Annotated in this window: 13 protein-coding genes; 2 read left to right on the forward strand and 11 right to left on the reverse strand. The window is 69.8% G+C overall.

The window, feature by feature from the left end:
• The first annotated feature begins 68 nt into the window (after positions 1-68).
• Positions 69-761 (forward strand): response regulator, encoded by a 693-nt coding sequence (locus tag ACFRIC_RS34290; RefSeq protein WP_382794168.1) that lies wholly within the window; start codon positions 69-71, stop codon positions 759-761.
• Between the two features lie 75 nt (positions 762-836).
• On the opposite strand, the gene ACFRIC_RS34295 is transcribed toward ACFRIC_RS34290, so the two are convergent.
• From ACFRIC_RS34295 to ACFRIC_RS34320, 6 genes are all read right to left on the reverse strand, one after another.
• Positions 837-2429 (reverse strand): cation acetate symporter, encoded by a 1593-nt coding sequence (locus ACFRIC_RS34295; protein ID WP_382794170.1) that lies wholly within the window; start codon positions 2427-2429, stop codon positions 837-839.
• Positions 2426-2914 carry a DUF485 domain-containing protein gene (locus tag ACFRIC_RS34300; protein WP_382794172.1) on the reverse strand — a complete coding sequence of 163 codons (489 nt, stop codon included), beginning with the start codon at positions 2912-2914 and terminating at the stop codon, positions 2426-2428. The genes ACFRIC_RS34295 and ACFRIC_RS34300 overlap by 4 nt, the downstream gene beginning before the upstream one ends.
• Before the next feature lie 105 nt (positions 2915-3019).
• Positions 3020-3709: a response regulator gene (locus ACFRIC_RS34305; protein WP_382794175.1), complete on the reverse strand. Its 690-nt coding sequence runs from the start codon at positions 3707-3709 to the stop codon at positions 3020-3022.
• Positions 3706-4857: a sensor histidine kinase gene (locus ACFRIC_RS34310; protein WP_382794178.1), complete on the reverse strand. Its 1152-nt coding sequence runs from the start codon at positions 4855-4857 to the stop codon at positions 3706-3708. Before ACFRIC_RS34310 ends, ACFRIC_RS34305 begins: the two co-directional genes overlap by 4 nt.
• Positions 4854-5405: a DUF1453 domain-containing protein gene (locus tag ACFRIC_RS34315; RefSeq protein ID WP_382794180.1), complete on the reverse strand. Its 552-nt coding sequence runs from the start codon at positions 5403-5405 to the stop codon at positions 4854-4856. Before ACFRIC_RS34315 ends, ACFRIC_RS34310 begins: the two co-directional genes overlap by 4 nt.
• 571 nt (positions 5406-5976) lie before the next feature.
• A complete protein-coding gene (locus ACFRIC_RS34320) occupies positions 5977-8100 on the reverse strand; it encodes a type IIA DNA topoisomerase subunit B (protein ID WP_382794183.1) in 2124 nt (707 codons plus the stop codon).
• A 441-nt stretch (positions 8101-8541) separates the two neighbouring features.
• Between ACFRIC_RS34320 and ACFRIC_RS34325 the strand changes: the two genes are divergently transcribed.
• The gene (locus tag ACFRIC_RS34325; protein WP_121406526.1) at positions 8542-8772 is read left to right on the forward strand and encodes a hypothetical protein; all 231 of its coding nucleotides are present in this window, start codon (positions 8542-8544) and stop codon (positions 8770-8772) included.
• Positions 8773-8880: 108 nt separating this feature from the next.
• Here the strand turns inward: ACFRIC_RS34325 and ACFRIC_RS34330 are convergent, their stop codons facing one another.
• From ACFRIC_RS34330 to ACFRIC_RS34350, 5 genes are all read right to left on the reverse strand, one after another.
• Complete coding sequence (locus tag ACFRIC_RS34330) at positions 8881-9699, reverse strand: serine protease (RefSeq protein ID WP_382794186.1); 819 nt, start codon at positions 9697-9699, stop codon at positions 8881-8883.
• 132 nt (positions 9700-9831) lie between these two features.
• Positions 9832-11367 (reverse strand): RNA polymerase sigma factor, encoded by a 1536-nt coding sequence (locus ACFRIC_RS34335; protein WP_382794189.1) that lies wholly within the window; start codon positions 11365-11367, stop codon positions 9832-9834.
• Between the two features lie 408 nt (positions 11368-11775).
• The gene (locus tag ACFRIC_RS34340; protein WP_382794192.1) at positions 11776-12663 is read right to left on the reverse strand and encodes a FadR/GntR family transcriptional regulator; all 888 of its coding nucleotides are present in this window, start codon (positions 12661-12663) and stop codon (positions 11776-11778) included.
• 162 nt (positions 12664-12825) lie between these two features.
• Positions 12826-14625 (reverse strand): ATP-binding cassette domain-containing protein, encoded by a 1800-nt coding sequence (locus tag ACFRIC_RS34345; RefSeq protein ID WP_382794195.1) that lies wholly within the window; start codon positions 14623-14625, stop codon positions 12826-12828.
• Positions 14626-14758: 133 nt separating this feature from the next.
• Positions 14759-15517: an NUDIX hydrolase gene (locus tag ACFRIC_RS34350; protein WP_339132012.1), complete on the reverse strand. Its 759-nt coding sequence runs from the start codon at positions 15515-15517 to the stop codon at positions 14759-14761.
• Between the last annotated feature and the right edge of the window lie 39 nt (positions 15518-15556).

Below are 15556 nucleotides of genomic sequence, written 5' to 3' on the forward strand. Positions count from 1 at the left end.
CGCGCTACAACAGCGGAGCCGAAACACGGGCGCAACATACGCCCAGGCCTTGAAGAGAAAGAGGCCCGATGATTGACGTCCTGGTCGTGGACGACGACTTCCGCGTCGCCGAGATCAACGCGAAGTACGTGGGCAAGGTTCCCGGATTCCGGGTGGCCGCCCGCGCGCACAGTGCCGCCCAGGCTCTGGCCGCGATCGAGCGCACCCCCGTCGACCTGGTGCTGCTCGACCACTATCTGCCCGACCGGACGGGACTCGAACTCGTCCACCGGATGCGGGAGAACGGTCACGGCACCGACGTCATCATGATCACCGCGGCCGCCGATGTCGCCACCGTGCGGGCGGCGATGCGTCTGGGTGCCCTGCACTACCTGATCAAGCCGTTCACGTTCACCGCCCTGCGCACGCGCCTCGACTCCTACGCCGCCCTGCGCCGTACCGTCGACCGCGTGGGCGGCCATGGGGTGACCGGCCAGGAGCAGGTCGACCGGATCTTCGGGGCCCTGCGCACCGCCCCCGCCCCGTCCTCCCCCGGGCTCCCCAGCGGCCACTCCGAGCCGACCACGGACCTGATCTGCGATGTGCTGCACCATGCGAACCAGCCTCTGTCGGCCCACGAGGTGGCCTCCGAGACCGGCCTGAGCCGATCCACCGCCCAGCGGTATCTGCGGCACCTGGAACAAGCGGGACGGCTGCGCCTCTCCCTCAAGTACGGCGACACAGGACGCCCGGAACACCGCTACGCCTGGGTGGCGCCCTGAGCCGGCGCTCCCCCGGCGACAGGCTGCCGGGGTCCTGCCGCCACAGGGCGGTCGTACACGACCCTCAGAAGGCCGTCAGACGGCCCCGGCCCCCGTGAGCGCGCGGACCTCGATCTCGGCGTGCTTGGCCGCGTCCGGCGGCTCCGTGGACGTGACCGTGCCGAGCCAGCCGGCGACGAAGCCCAGAGGGATGGAGACGAGGCCCGGGTTCTGCAGCGGGAAGTACTGGAAGTCCACACCCGGGAAGAGTGATTCGGGACTGCCCGAGACCACCGGCGACAGCAGTACGAGCAGCAGCGCGGGCACCAGACCGCCGTATACGGCCCACACGGCACCGCGCGTCGTGAAGGACCCCCAGAACAGCGAGTACAGCAGCACCGGCAGGTTCGCCGACGCGGCGACGGCGAAGGCGAGCCCGACCAGGAAGGCCACGTTGAGATCGCGGGCGAGCAGGCTCAGGCCGATGCCGATCACGCCGATGCCGACCGACGCGGCGCGCGCCACCGTCACCTCGCCGCGCGGCTTCGCACGGCGGCGGCGCAGCGAGCCGTACAGGTCGTGGGCCACCGCCGCGGAGGACGCGAGGGTGACCCCGGCGACGACCGCGAGGATGGTGGCGAAGGCGATGGCGGCGACGATCGCGAACAGGACCGTTCCGCCCGTGGAGTTGGCCCCGCCGCCAAGATCCAGGGCAAGCAGCGGAACGGCGGTGTTCCCGGCCGCGTTCGATCCGCGCACCGCCTCAGGACCGACGACGGCGGCCGCGCCGAAGCCGAGCACGATCGTCATCAAGTAGAAGCCGCCGATGAGCCCGATCGACCACAGCACGGAGCGCCGGGCGGCTCGCGCGGTCGGCACGGTGTAGAAGCGCGACAGGATGTGCGGCAATCCGGCGGTGCCGAGCACGAGCGCGAGCCCGAGGCTCATGAAGTCGAAGCGCGCCGTCCAGTCGGCGCCGTACTTCAGCCCGGGTGCGAGAAAGTCCTCGCCGTGGCCGCTGCGCCGGGCGGCCGTACGCAGCAGGTCGTTGATGTCTCCGTGGAATCGCATCAGGACCAGCACGGTGAGGGCGATGGCCCCGCCGATCAGCAGAACCGCCTTGACGATCTGGATCCAGGTGGTCGCCCGCATCCCGCCCATCGACACGTAGATCACCATGAGCGCGCCGACACCGATCACCGTCCAGTTGCGCGCCGCGTCGCTCGTGCCGCCCAGCAGCAGCGAGACCAGACTGCCCGCGCCCACCATCTGCGCCACCAGATACAGCACGGACACCACTACGGAGGACGCCCCGGCCGCGATCCGTACCGGCCGCTCGTCCATCCGGGCCGCGACGACGTCGGCGAGCGTGAACCGCCCGCAGTTGCGCACCAGTTCGGCGACGAGGAAGAGAACGACCAGCCAGGCGACCAGGAATCCCACGGCGTACAGCAGGCCGTCGTAGCCGTACAGGGAGATGAGTCCGGTGACACCGAGGAAGGAAGCCGCCGACATGTAGTCCCCGGAGAGGGCAAAACCATTCTCCATCGGCGAGAACAATCGCCCGCCCGCGTAGAACTCCTCGGCCGAGCCGTGCCGGTTGCGACTCACCCACGTCGTGATCGCCAGCGTCACCGCGACGAACGCGCTGAACAGCAGGAGCGCGAGGGTCTGATGGTGGCCGCTCACCGCTCACCACCCCGGGCGTTGCGCGTCATCTCCTGGGTGTCCCAGCGCAGTTCGAGCGCGGCCCGGTCCCGTCGCAGCCGAGCGTGCCGTGCGTACGCCCAGGCGAACAGGAACGTCGTGAGGAACTGTCCGAGTCCCGCGAGCAGTGCCACGTTCACCGCACCGACGACGGGAGTCGCCATGAACCCCGGCGCGGTGGTCGCGGCCACCACATACCCGACGTACCAGGGGAAGAAGACGGCGACGGCCGGAATCACGAACCTGCGGTACCGGCCGCGCACTTCCTGGAAGGCGGCGCTGCGCTGCACCTCCAGGTAGACGCGGGCGGCGTCGCCCGCGCCTCCTTCGTGCTCCGAGCGGGCGGCCGGCACGGCGGGAGCGAGCGCACCCGTGCCGTCCAACTCGCCCCAGCCGGAAGCGAGCGCGTCGTACCAGGGGTCGTCGAACCGCACCTCCCCCGTGTCGCCGCCGTCGTGCTTCTCCACCGAACTCTCCTTGTCCGCGACCCGTTTCTGCCGCGTGCCCAAGGATGTGCAGATCGGAGGGCTCCCTGACCCCTGTCTCCGCGCTCTTCACCCCATCAGGTGACGTCAACCCGCGGGCGGCCGTACGAGACCTTTCCCATAGGCATAACGGACTGCTTGAGCACGGTCCTTGAGGCCCGCTTTGGCGAAAAGATTGTTGATGTGGGTCTTCACGGTGGCCGTGGAGACATGGAGCTTGCGGGCGATCTCATGGTTGCTGAGGCCCTCGGCGATCAGCAGGAGAACCTCCGTCTCGCGCGAGGTGAGCCCGTCCGGGGCCTCCGGCGGCGGGCCGGGCTCGGGTTCCGGCTCCGGGGCCGACAGCCGCTCCAGCAACCGTCGCTGGATGCTCGGCGAGAGCCCCGCGTCCCCGGAGAGCACACTCTCCACGGCCCGCACGATCTCGTCACCCCCCGCGTCCTTGGTCAGATAGCCGCGGGCCCCGGCACGCAGCGCGGGGAACAGCGACTCGTCGTCCGCGAAGGTCGTGAGCACGACGACCTGGGTCCCGGGATACTCGGTACGGATACGCCGGGTCGCCTCGACCCCGTCACAGCGGGGCATACGCAGATCCATCAGCACGACGTCCGGAGCGAGTTCGGCCACCAGCTCCACCGCCTCGGCGCCGTCACCGGCCGCTCCGACGACCTCGATCCCGGGCAGCAGTCCCAGCAGCATCACGATGCCCTCGCGCACGACGGTCTGATCGTCCGCGACCACGACCCGCGCCGGCCTGCGCTCCTCCCGCTCGGTCATACGGGCACCTTCAATGTCACCACGAACCCCTCCTCGCCCGGTCCGGCATCCAGCGAGCCGCCGAGCAGCTCCACGCGCTCCCTCATGCCCAGCAGACCGTACCCGGCTCCCGAACCGCTGAGTTCGCCCGGTTTTCCACCCGAATCCCGTACATCAAGCGTCACTTCATGCTCTCCGTAGTCCAGCCGGATGTGCACCGCGGCTCCCGGAGCGTGCTTGCGTACGTTCGTCAGCGCCTCCTGCGCGACGCGGCGCACCGCTTGGGACGCCTCCGCCGGCAGCGGCTGGCGCTCGCCGGTCACCGTGACACCGGCGCGGTCGGCGGTGGCCACGAGTTCGCCGAGGAAGTCCTCCAGCGGAGTCATCTCGCCCCGGAGCGCGGACAGTGCCTGCCGGGTCTCCGCGAGCCCTTCGCGGGCCATTCCCCGTGCCGCCACGACCCGTTCGAGAATGACCTCCCGGTCCGCTCCTCTCTCGATGAGCAGGCGTGCCGCCTCAAGATGCACGAGCTGCGCCGACAGGCTGTGGGCCAGGACGTCGTGGATCTCCCTGGCTATCCGCGCCCGCTCCGCGAGTGCCGCCGACTCCGCCTCGGCCGCGCGCGCGGCGCGCTCCTGGACCAGCAACCGCTGGGCACCGGCCCGGGCTTCCGCGTCCAGGCGCAGCACGTATCCAGCCAGCGCCAAGCCCGCGGTGGTGGCCGCGGTGGTCAGCCAGGCATCGTCGTCGAACACACCGTAGACGCCGAGCGCGACCGCCGTGGCCGGCAGGGCCGCGACGAGAGGCAGCCGTTCGATGGCGGCGACGCCGCATCCGCAGAGCAGGACGAGCGCCGGGATCCGGAAGCCCGCGTGGTGCCCCACGGACGCGACGGCCAGCAACAGGGCAAGCAGCACCAGGGACGGCAGCAGCCGATGTTCCAGCGTGGTCCGCCAGAAGCCCCAGGCGAGGATGCCGCAGACCACGATCCCCGTGATGCCCCCGGCCAGGGCCCAGTCGCCGAGCTCCGGGTTCGTCAGTGTCGTGGCGAGGAGGGTGGCGAGGACGATGGCGCGCGTGGTCAGGGAGAGTACGCGGCGGGCCCTGTGCACACCCACGCGCGAGAGTGCCTCACGAGAGGGCCAGCGCACCCAGGCGTTGTCCGTCACAGGCGCTCCTTCCGCAGGACGCGGCCGACTCCGTCACCGTACGCCGGGCTCTGCCCCTGATTCTGTCCCTGGTTCTGCCCCGTCGCCGCCGGCTCCAGTGCTTGTGCGCGCCAGGTCAGCAGCCCGGAGCGGACCAACAAGGTGGCCGCGAGGCCGAGCATCAGGGCCGAGGAGGTCTGGTGCACACCGAGCAGGGTCCCTATGCCGAACAGGCCCAGTCGCAGACAGATGCCCGCGGCCCAGACGGCTCCGCTGGCCTTGGTGCTCCTGCTCCACGCGGCGCCGTCCGACTCTGTCCATATCCGCGTCGTCCACGCCCATCCGGCTCCGATGGCCACCGCCGTCACCAGTTCCGTGCCGAGCAGGAGGGACGACTCGATCTGGTGGTGCGGGTCGATCATGCCGGGCTCGCGCAGGGCCATGATGGCCAGGACGGCCGGCACGATCCACCAGCGGCGGTCCGAGGCGATTCGGCGGGCGCTGAACTGGCGCGTGATCACCACTGCGGCGATCGCCAGGATCAGAGCGGCATTCATGAGCCCGGACATGCGTGGCCTCCGTGAGCGGGGAGTGGGTGTCCGCAGCGAGTGCTGCCGACACCATCGACGCTACGGATATCTCGGCCTCGGCAGATCGGCGCCGGGGTGGACCCTGGGTGGATCCCCCGGGCCCGCGTCTCTCCACCCACGGGTGGATCCCAGACCCACCACGCGCCAGGCCCTGGCCGTGCGGGCCAGGACCCAACCCTGTGAGCCGGGCCCCGGCCAGGTGGCCCGAGCCCTGATGCGACGGCCCACAGGCTTGTTTCGCCCCCTCCGCCCCTACCCGTCCCGTACCTGGGGCTCCGCCCCAGACCCCGCTCCTCAAACGCCGGAGGGGCTGAAGTTCTCCCGCACCTGAGAAGCGAGGGCGGGGAAAACTCAGGCCCGTGGGGCTGCGCCCAGACCACCACGCGCCCGCAGCCAGAGACAATCAGAAGGTGGCTGTGGCCGAGCGACGCAACCCGCGGTCCGCCAGGCATGGAAAGAGGCCGTGTTGGTACATCGCATGTCCGATGTACCAACACGGCCCCTACCCGTCCACTAGAGGCGGCACCACACCCGGTGGCGCCCCGGAGGGTTACGCGTCGATGCGTGAGCGGTCCAGCGTCGCTGCCGAGCTGGAGATGAACTCCTTGCGTGGTGCCACGTCGTTCCCCATCAGGAGGTCGAACACCTGCTCGGACGCCTCCAGGTCGGAGATGTTGATGCGGCGCAGTGTCCGGAAGCGCGGGTCCATCGTCGTCTCGGCGAGCTGATCGGCGTCCATCTCTCCGAGACCCTTGTACCGCTGGATCGAGTCCTTGTAGCGCACGCCCTTGCGCTGCAGCTCCAGCACCGTCTCCCGCAGCTCACGGTCCGAGTACGTGTACACGTACTTGTCCTGCCCCTTCTTGGGCTGGCTGAGTTCGATGCGGTGCAGTGGCGGGACCGCGGCGAACACCCGGCCCGCCTCGACCATCGGGCGCATGTAGCGCTGGAAGAGCGTCAGCAGCAGGATCCGGATGTGCGCGCCGTCGACATCGGCGTCGACGAGGAGAATGATCTTCCCGTAGCGCGCGGCGTCGATGTCGAAGGTCCGCCCGGAGCCGGCTCCTATGACCTGGATGATCGCACCGCACTCGGCGTTCTTCAGCATGTCCGTCACGGACGCCTTCTGAACGTTGAGGATCTTGCCGCGGATCGGCAGGAGCGCCTGGAACTCGGAGTTGCGGGCCAGCTTCGCCGTGCCCAGCGCGGAGTCACCCTCGACGATGAAGAGCTCGCTGCGCTCGACGTCGTCGCTGCGGCAGTCGGCGAGCTTGGCGGGCAGCGAGGAGGACTCCAGAGCCGTCTTCCGGCGCTGTGCGTCCTTGTGCTGACGGGCCGCGATCCTCGTGCGCGCGGCGGCGACGGCCTTCTCCATGACGACCCGCGCCTGCGCGGCCTCGTCCCGCTTGGTGGAGGTCAGGAACGCCTTGAGTTCCTTGTTCACCACGTTCGTCACGATGCGGCGGGCGGCCGAGGTGCCGAGGACTTCCTTCGTCTGCCCCTCGAACTGCGGCTCGGCGAGACGCACGGTGACGACGGCGGTGAGGCCCTCGAGCGCGTCGTCCTTGACGATGTCGTCCTCTGCGACGCGCAGCAGCTTCTTGGTGCGCAGGACCTCGTTCATCGTCTTGGCGACGGCCTGCTCGAAGCCGGCGACGTGGGTGCCGCCCTTGGGCGTGGCGATGATGTTCACGAACGACTTCAGGGTCGTGTCGTAGCCGGTGCCCCAGCGCATCGCGACGTCGACGCCGAGCTCGCGGGTGACTTCGGTCGGCGTCATCTGGCCGTGCTCGTCGAGGACCGGGACGGTCTCCTTGAAGGTCCCCTGGCCGGTGAAGCGGAGGACGTCGCAGACCGGCTTGTCGGAGGCCAGGAACTCGCAGAACTCGCTGATTCCGCCGTCGAAGCGGAAGGATTCCTCGCCCTTGCTGCCGCCTTCGCCGAGTCCGAATTCGTCACGGACGACGAGGGTCAGGCCCGGCACCAGGAAGGCGGTCTGGCGGGCACGCTGGTGGAGGTGCTCCAGGGAGAGGCGGGCGTCCTTGAGGAAGATCTGGCGGTCGGCCCAGTAGCGCACGCGGGTGCCGGTGCGGGTCTTCGGGATCCGCTTGAGCTTGCGCAGGCCGCTGCTCGCGTCGAAGGCGGCGTCGGGACCGTCGGCCTTGAAGGCTCCCGGGGTGCCGCGGCGGAAGCTCACGGCGTGGGTCTGGCCGCTGCGGTCCACCTCGACGTCCAGGCGGGCGGAGAGCGCGTTCACGACCGAGGCGCCCACGCCGTGCAGACCGCCGGAGGCCGCGTAGGAGCCGCCGCCGAACTTGCCGCCGGCGTGCAGCTTGGTCATGACGACCTCGACGCCGGAGAGGCCGGTCTTGGGCTCCACGTCGACGGGGATGCCGCGGCCGTTGTCGCGCACCTCGACGGAGCCGTCGTCGTGCAGGATGACCTCGATGTGGTCGCAGTAGCCCCCGAGGGCCTCGTCCACGGAGTTGTCGATGATCTCCCAGAGGCAGTGCATCAGGCCGCGGCTGTCGGTCGACCCGATGTACATGCCCGGGCGCTTCCGCACTGCCTCGAGCCCTTCAAGGACGAGCAGGTGCCGCGCGGTGTAGTTGGAGCCGTCCCGGTCTGCTCCGGTCAGCAGCGCTGTGGACGGCACGGACGTATCGGCGGTCACGCGGTTCGCTCCTCGCTGAATTTCATGGGAGACCCTTTGGGGTAAGGGCCCGGCTTCGGTCGCCGTTCAGAGGGTACCGAGGCCTGGTAGAGCCGTTGTAGCACCACCCTCGCACGAACTCACCCTAGTCCAGGATCGCATGGGTGTTCGATCCCTCGATGGAGTGAAGTACATATCACGTTCCCTTCGAGGCATGAACCATTTAGGCTCCGGGCACGTCCTCATGAACAACCGGCAATCCAGCCGGGAGGACCGACACCTGACAGACAGCGCGAACCCGTACAGACACAAAGACACGCAATACGGCTCATTCGCCGCCACCCGGCAGCAGACAGCCGCCTCGAAAGAAAATTTCGAGGAAAAGCCGCGAGCGGGAACGTTTTCGGCCTGGTTGGATGTTGACCCTGGTACGACAGCTCGTCGAGCTAGAGAAGAGGCGACGTGACTACTGTTCTGACCCCCGCGAGCCCGCTGACGGCCGCTGACCGCTGCGACCGTTGCGGCGCCCAGGCATATCTGCGCGTCGTCCTCCTGAGCGGCGGAGAACTGCTCTTCTGCGCCCACCACGGTCGCAAGTTCGAGCCGGAACTCAAGAAGATCGCCGCTGAGATACAGGACGAGACGGAGCGGCTGACGTCCGTTCCCGAGAGCGTCAACGACGAAGAACGCTGACCTTCGCATCAACGACGAGCGGGTACCGGCGACAGGCCGGTGAGTGGGCGGTCACACCCTGGAGACAGGGAGTGACCGCCCACACTCGTACCGCATCGTCGAGAGTTCTCAGCGGCCTGCCTTCAGTGCCTGGACGGCCTCTGAGACCCGTGTGTAGACCCCTGGGCTCCCCGGGCGCCCACAGCCGCTCCCCCAGGACACCAGGCCGATGAGACGGCCCTGGGCGACCAGCGGCCCGCCACTGTCCCCCTGGCAGGCGTCACGGCCGCCGGCGGGCTCTCCGGCGCAGACCATGGACGCGGCGTCGTAGGTGCCGGACTCGTCGCCGGGATAGGCCCGCTCGCAGGCCGTGTCGGAGAGCACGTGCACATCCGCGGCCCGCAGGCTGCTCGCGTAGTCACCGCCGCCCGTCAGATCGCCCCAGCCGTAGACGGTGGCGGCGGTCCCCGGCTCGTACGCCGGATCCCCCGAGGGGGCCATTCGGATCACGGAGGCGGCCGGCAGCGGCTCGGCGAGGGTCAGCACGCCGAAGTCCCCGGCGTTCGTATCACTGTCGTAGTGCGGGTTGACCCAGATGTCGCTCACGGCGATCTCCTTGCCGTCGCGGGACATCAGGTCCCCGCGGCCCGCGATGACCTTCAGATCGCGGTCGTCGCGTGGTGGCGCCCCCAGCACGTCCTCGCCGAGGCAGTGGGCCGCGGTCAGGACGGTGGTCGGACCGACGACCACTCCTCCGCAGAACTGTCCTGCGCGCGTACCCCCGAACCGGTCACGGCTGGACAGGGCGACCGTCCACGGACTGTCGGAGATCTGGACCGGACGGCTTCCTATGACAACGCTGTCGGAGGACGCCAGGGCGGGGGTGGTCAGTGATATCACCGCGGTGGCGGCCGCAAGGGCCAGCGTCGGGGCGTAGGGACGGCGCATGCGCGCTCCTCACACTGGGAGGGTCGTGGAACACCCAGAGTGATCCAGCAGGCGATCACACGCATTCCGCGCGCACGGCGAGGGCCCGGCCTCCGAGAGGAGGCCGGGCCCTGGTCGACGTGCGGCCGAGGCCTAGTCGAGGTAGTCGCGCAGCACCTGCGAACGCGACGGGTGACGCAGCTTCGACATCGTCTTCGACTCGATCTGGCGGATCCGCTCACGGGTCACGCCGTACACCTTGCCGATCTCGTCGAGGGTCTTCGGCTGACCGTCGGTGAGACCGAAGCGCATCGAGACGACGCCCGCCTCGCGCTCGGACAGGGTGTCGAGGACCGAGTGCAGCTGCTCCTGGAGGAGCGTGAAGCTGACCGCGTCGGCCGGGACGACGGCCTCGGAGTCCTCGATGAGGTCACCGAACTCGCTGTCGCCGTCCTCGCCCAGGGGGGTGTGCAGGGAGATGGGCTCACGGCCGTACTTCTGGACCTCGATGACCTTCTCGGGGGTCATGTCGAGTTCCTTGGCCAGCTCCTCCGGGGTGGGCTCACGGCCCAGGTCCTGGAGCATCTGGCGCTGGACGCGCGCGAGCTTGTTGATGACCTCGACCATGTGCACCGGGATACGGATGGTGCGGGCCTGGTCGGCCATGGCGCGGGTGATCGCCTGACGGATCCACCAGGTGGCGTACGTGGAGAACTTGTAGCCCTTGGTGTAGTCGAACTTCTCGACCGCGCGGATCAGACCGAGGTTGCCCTCCTGGATGAGGTCCAGGAAGAGCATGCCGCGACCGGTGTAGCGCTTGGCCAGGGAGACCACCAGACGGAGGTTGGCCTCCAGGAGGTGGTTCTTGGCGCGGCGGCCGTCCTCGGCGATGATCTCGAGCTCACGCTTGAGCTTGGGGGCGAGCTTGTCGGCGTTGGCCAGCTTGTCCTCGGCGAACAGACCGGCCTCGATGCGCTTGGCGAGCTCGACCTCCTGCTCGGCGTTGAGCAGCGGGACCTTGCCGATCTGCTTGAGGTAGTCCTTGACCGGGTCGGCGGTGGCACCGGCGGCCGCGACCTGCTGCGCGGGCGCGTCGTCCTCGTCCTCGTCGGACAGGACGAAGCCCTGGGCGCCGTCCTCGGTGGGCTCCTCCGCACCGGGCTTGCCGGGGGTCTCCTCGACCGTCTCCTCGTCGACGAGCTCGGCGTCGTCCTTCTTGGCGCTCGTCTTCTTGGCCGCCGTCTTCTTGGCGACCGTCTTCTTGGCGACGGCCTTCTTCGCCGTCGTCTTCTTGGCTGCGGTGGGCTTGCCTGCGGAGGCGTCCTCGGCCGAATCGTCGGCGAGGGCAGCCGGAGCCGCGGTGGCGGTGGCCTTCTTGGCAGTCACCGTCTTGGCCGCCACGGTCTTGGTGGCGGTGCGCTTGGCCGGACTCTTCGCTGCGACGCTCTTTCGGGTGCGCTTGGGCTCCGCGGCACTGACCATCAGCGTCACACCCTCTTCCTCGAGGATCTGGTTGAGGCTGCGCAGTACGTTCTTCCACTGAGTGGCCGGAATCTGGTCAGCTTCGAAGGCCCGACGCACGTCATCGCCGGCGATCTGCCCCTCAGCCTTTCCCCGCTCGATGAGCGCCATGACAGAGACGGACTCGGCGATCTCCGGCGGGAGCGTACGGGATGTGCTGGCCGACACGAACAACCTCTCGGAACGTTGGAAAACGGCTTCCGGCCCTGTCCGCTGTGGACAGGAACCGACGACCGCCGACTGGGGATGGGCCGACGGCGCGGGCGGGGACCGGGAAGATGCACAGCGCCACACACGGCGTCTGTATTCCTTCCTCGGCTATCACCTCTTAGGTCATCGCGCTGCCCCGAAGAGCGTTACGCCCAATCTGCGTGGCCCGAGTCACACCCCGTAAGTGCCCAAAAGATGACAGATCCTGTCAATCCAGGTTAGTTCATGATCCGCCGCCCGGTCGCACCGTCGGGACCTCACCTCATCCGGGAAGGATTCGGTGAGGTCCCGACGGGTGATGACTCTCGGGTCCGACGCCGCCACGGAAGCGCACACGCTCCGGACCGCGTCACCCCCGCCGCGCGATCAGTGCTCGCGCGGCGCGGGCACGACACGCTCCACCTCGGGGTGGACGGTGAGGAGCTGCCGCATGGCCGTCTCGGCCGCCGCGCCGTCCGCCGCCGCCAGGGCGTCGACGATGCGCGCGTGGTGACCCAGCGAGGCCTCGTTCGGCCGGTCACAGCCGGTGACCGGGCTGCCGGAGACCTGGAGGGCCGCCGACACGATCCCCGAGAGGTGCTCGAGCATCCGGTTGCCCGCGAGCTGGATGAGCAGCGAGTGGAACTCGGTGTCGGCCCGCGAGAAGGTCAGGGCGTCACCCTGCGACATGGCGTGGCCCATGATCTCGACCATGTCGCCGAGGCGCTGCTGGACCTCCTCGCGCCCGTGTCCGGCCGCGAGGCGCGCGGCGAGCGGCTCGATCGTCCAGCGGAGCTCGCTCAGCTCGCGCCGCTGGTCGTCCCGCTGCGGACCGAAGGCCCGCCACTCGATGATGTCCGGGTCGAGGAGGTTCCAGTCGCTGACGGGGCGCACGCGCGTGCCGACGTTCGGGCGGGCACTGACCAGCCCTTTGGCCTCCAGGACGCGGAGCGACTCACGGACGACGGTCCGGGAGACCTCGAATCGCTGGCCGATCTCCTCCGGCACGAGCGGACGGTCCGCGCCGAGGTCTCCGGAGACGATCATCTGGCCGAGCTGCTGGACGAGTTGGCCGTGCAGTCCGCGGCCGCGGCTGCCGGCGGCGCGTCGGCCGACGCGGCCGAGCTCCGGCTCGGCGCTCTCCCACACAGGGGGACCGACGCGGTCGGCACCGGGCGCGTCGGCATAGGGGTAACGGTCGAGTTCGCCCGGTCCGGCGAGGCCGGAGTCTGAGGAACGGGCGGCGGTCATCATGGTCTGCGCAAGGATACTCACGGGTCTTTTGTCGGCGCCGGTTCCAACTGCCTTGAGGTCTTTGGTGAAAAGCACACGAAAGGGTGATCGCTCACACCGTCGCAATTGACGCCTTATCGGAAAGAAATGGGCGTTCTCCGGGGAGTTGTGCGCACAGGGGGAACGGAAGGGTGCGGACGGTCGTCATCGGGCCCGGCTCCGCAGGGTCGTGAGCAGATATGTGCAGAGCAGTGCGGTGAGCGACAACAGCAGTGCTTCGCCCACGGGTTGGGCGAGTACCCGCACGACGGCCGCCAGGTAGCGCTCCCCGCCGAACGGCCACTGCATGAGGACCAGCTCCCGGAGCCGCTCCGGGAACCCGGCCGCCGACCGCACAGACGGTCCCTCAAAGGCTTTTTGTACGAGCGGTACGACGACGACCGGCACCGCGAGGACCGCGGCGAGCCCGGCGGCGGTGGACCGGAAGACGCCGGCCGCCAGCACGCCCGCCCACGCGCAGCCCACCACGAGACCGAACCAACTCGCGCTCAGCGACAGCCAGTCCGACGGAACTCCGGCGAGCTCCCGTCCGTAGACGAGGTAGAGCATTTCGAGGTCGCATCCCACGGTGAGGAACGCCAGTGTCAGCGCGGTGGCCGAGGCGAAGAGGAGCTTGGCGGTCAGCAGTCCCAGCCGGCGCGGGACGGTGCCGCGGTCCGCGGCCAGGGCGGGGTGGCGGAACTCCTCGCCGAAGGCGACGGCTCCCAGCAGTCCGGCGCCGAGCGCAGCGGGCGGGAGCGGGAGTTCCCGCGGCCACGCGGCCAGCAGACGCGGCTGCGGCGTGTGACCGATTCTGGCCAGCAGGAGGGACAGGAGGACCGAGGTGACGAGAACGGCGGCCGCCGTGAAGTAGCCGGTACCGACACCGGCGGCCCTGCGCAGTTCGTAGCGCAGGGGGCGCAGCGGGCTCCGGGCCTGGCGTACGGCAATGGGCGGCGGAAGGGCGGAGGCGTCGTCCGAGGCCGGGGTCTCGGCGAGGCCCGGCTCGTCCGCGGAGCCTGGCTCGTCCTTGGAGCCCGGCTCCTCGGCGGGTCGCTCACCCTCCTCCGACGGCGCCTTGGCCGACGAGGGCCCCATGTCTCCTGTCTCGTCGGCGAGTTGGTGTACGAGGATGCCGTGCCGGAAGGCCGTCTCGCCGACGTCGGCGCAGGTGCTGCCGTACACCGAGAGCCGGTTGCCCTCCTCGCGCACGACTTCCACCGAGCGCTGCGCCGTTCGGGCTTCCTTGGTCAGCAGGGAGCCCAGCCGGGCGGCATGCGGGCTGCGGACGGCGACGCGCGGCCGGAGCCGGGTGCGGGCGAACTCGGCGGCCTCTTGGTCGGCGACGAGGCGACCCCGCTCCAGCGTCACGACCCGGTCGGCGGTCCGTGCGGCCTCCTTGGGGTCGTCCGTCGTGAACAGCACGGTGCCGCCCTGGTTCGCGTGCGCGCGCAGCATCCCGTGCAGCCAACGGCCTTCCCTGACGGACAGTCCGCCCGCGGGGGCGTCGAGCACGAGGGTGTGGGGATCGGGCAGGAGAGCGCAGGCGAGCCCGAGCCGGCGGTCCATGCCGCGGGAGAGCGTGCCCAGACTCTCGTCCCGCAGGCTGACGAGCCCGACCACTTCGAGGACTTCGTCCGCACGGCGCGCGGGTACCCCGGCGGCGGCGCAGAGCATGCGGAGCTGACCTCGGACCGTGCGTGCCGGATGACCCGGCACCTCGCCCAGGAGTACACCGACCTCACGGGCGGGATGGGCGATCCGATGCAACGGCCTGCCCCGGAAGTAGGTGACTCCGCGGCCCTGTTGGAGTTCGAGCATGAGTCTCAGGGCCGTCGTCTTGCCCGCGCCCGGGGCTCCGAGGAGCGCCGTGACGTGTCCCGCGTGCGCCTCGAAGGACAGGTCGTCGACAGCGGGCGGACGCGCCTTGCGGGAGTTGCTGGTCAGTCCGATGGCCTGGATCACTCAAAGCAAGATAGCGCGACATTCCGGATTTTCCGGGCACCATGCGACACCATGCGGCTCGCCTCCGGCAGGCCTCGCGGCTCCGACGAGGGCGCCGAGGTCCCGGCGCCCGGAACCGCGTTCGCGGCCTTCCTCAGACCTCGGGGCGCAGCATCGGCGGGTTGAGCAGCGTGGCGCCGCCCGCACGGAACAACTGGGCGGGGCGGCCGCCCTGGCGCGTGGTCGTGCCTCCGGTGGGCACGAGGAAGCCCGGTGTGCCGGTCACCTTGCGGTGGAAGTTGCGCGGGTCGAGCGCCACGCCCCACACGGCCTCGTAGACACGACGCAGCTCGCCCACGGTGAACTCCGTCGGGCAGAAGGCGGTCGCCAGCGACGAGTACTCGATCTTGGACCGGGCGCGCTCCACACCGTCCGAGAGGATCTGCGCGTGATCGAAGGCGAGCGGTGCCGCCTGCTCCCCGTCCCGCCCGTATCCGCCCTGCTGCAGCAGTTCCTCGACCGGCGCCCAGCGCGCGCTGTTCGCGTCACCGCCCGCGCGCGGAGCGGGCAGGTCGGGAGCGAGGGCCAGGTGCGCGACGCTCACCACCCGCATCCGGGGGTCGCGCTTCGGGTCGCCGTAGGTCGCGAGCTGCTCGAGGTGCGCGCCGTTGTCCTGTGCGGGCACCGACGGGTCGTGGGCGCACAGTCCCGTCTCCTCGGCCAGCTCACGGGCCGCGGCCTGCGCCAGGTCCTCGTCGGTCCGCACGAATCCGCCGGGCAGCGCCCATCGCCCCTGGAACGGCTGCTCGCCCCGCCGTACCGCCAGCGCGCACAGGGCATGGCGGCGCACGGTCAGCACGACCAGGTCCACGGTCACGGCGAAGGGCGGAAAGGCTGACGGGTCGTAGGGCATGCCGCGATCATAGTCGTCTGCCTGACGATAAACACCTCC

The sequence above is a fragment of the Streptomyces sp. NPDC056738 genome (assembly GCF_042790435.1).
Classification (GTDB): domain Bacteria; phylum Actinomycetota; class Actinomycetes; order Streptomycetales; family Streptomycetaceae; genus Streptomyces.

Excerpts from the sequence above, each read along its gene's own strand:
- ACFRIC_RS34290 (WP_382794168.1), top strand. The coding sequence starts at position 69 with ATGATTGACGTCCTGGTCGTGGACGACGACTTCCGCGTCGCCGAGATC.
- ACFRIC_RS34305 (WP_382794175.1), bottom strand. The coding sequence starts at position 3,709 with ATGACCGAGCGGGAGGAGCGCAGGCCGGCGCGGGTCGTGGTCGCGGAC.
- ACFRIC_RS34315 (WP_382794180.1), bottom strand. The coding sequence starts at position 5,405 with ATGTCCGGGCTCATGAATGCCGCTCTGATCCTGGCGATCGCCGCAGTG.
- ACFRIC_RS34330 (WP_382794186.1), bottom strand. The coding sequence starts at position 9,699 with ATGCGCCGTCCCTACGCCCCGACGCTGGCCCTTGCGGCCGCCACCGCG.
- ACFRIC_RS34350 (WP_339132012.1), bottom strand. The coding sequence starts at position 15,517 with ATGCCCTACGACCCGTCAGCCTTTCCGCCCTTCGCCGTGACCGTGGAC.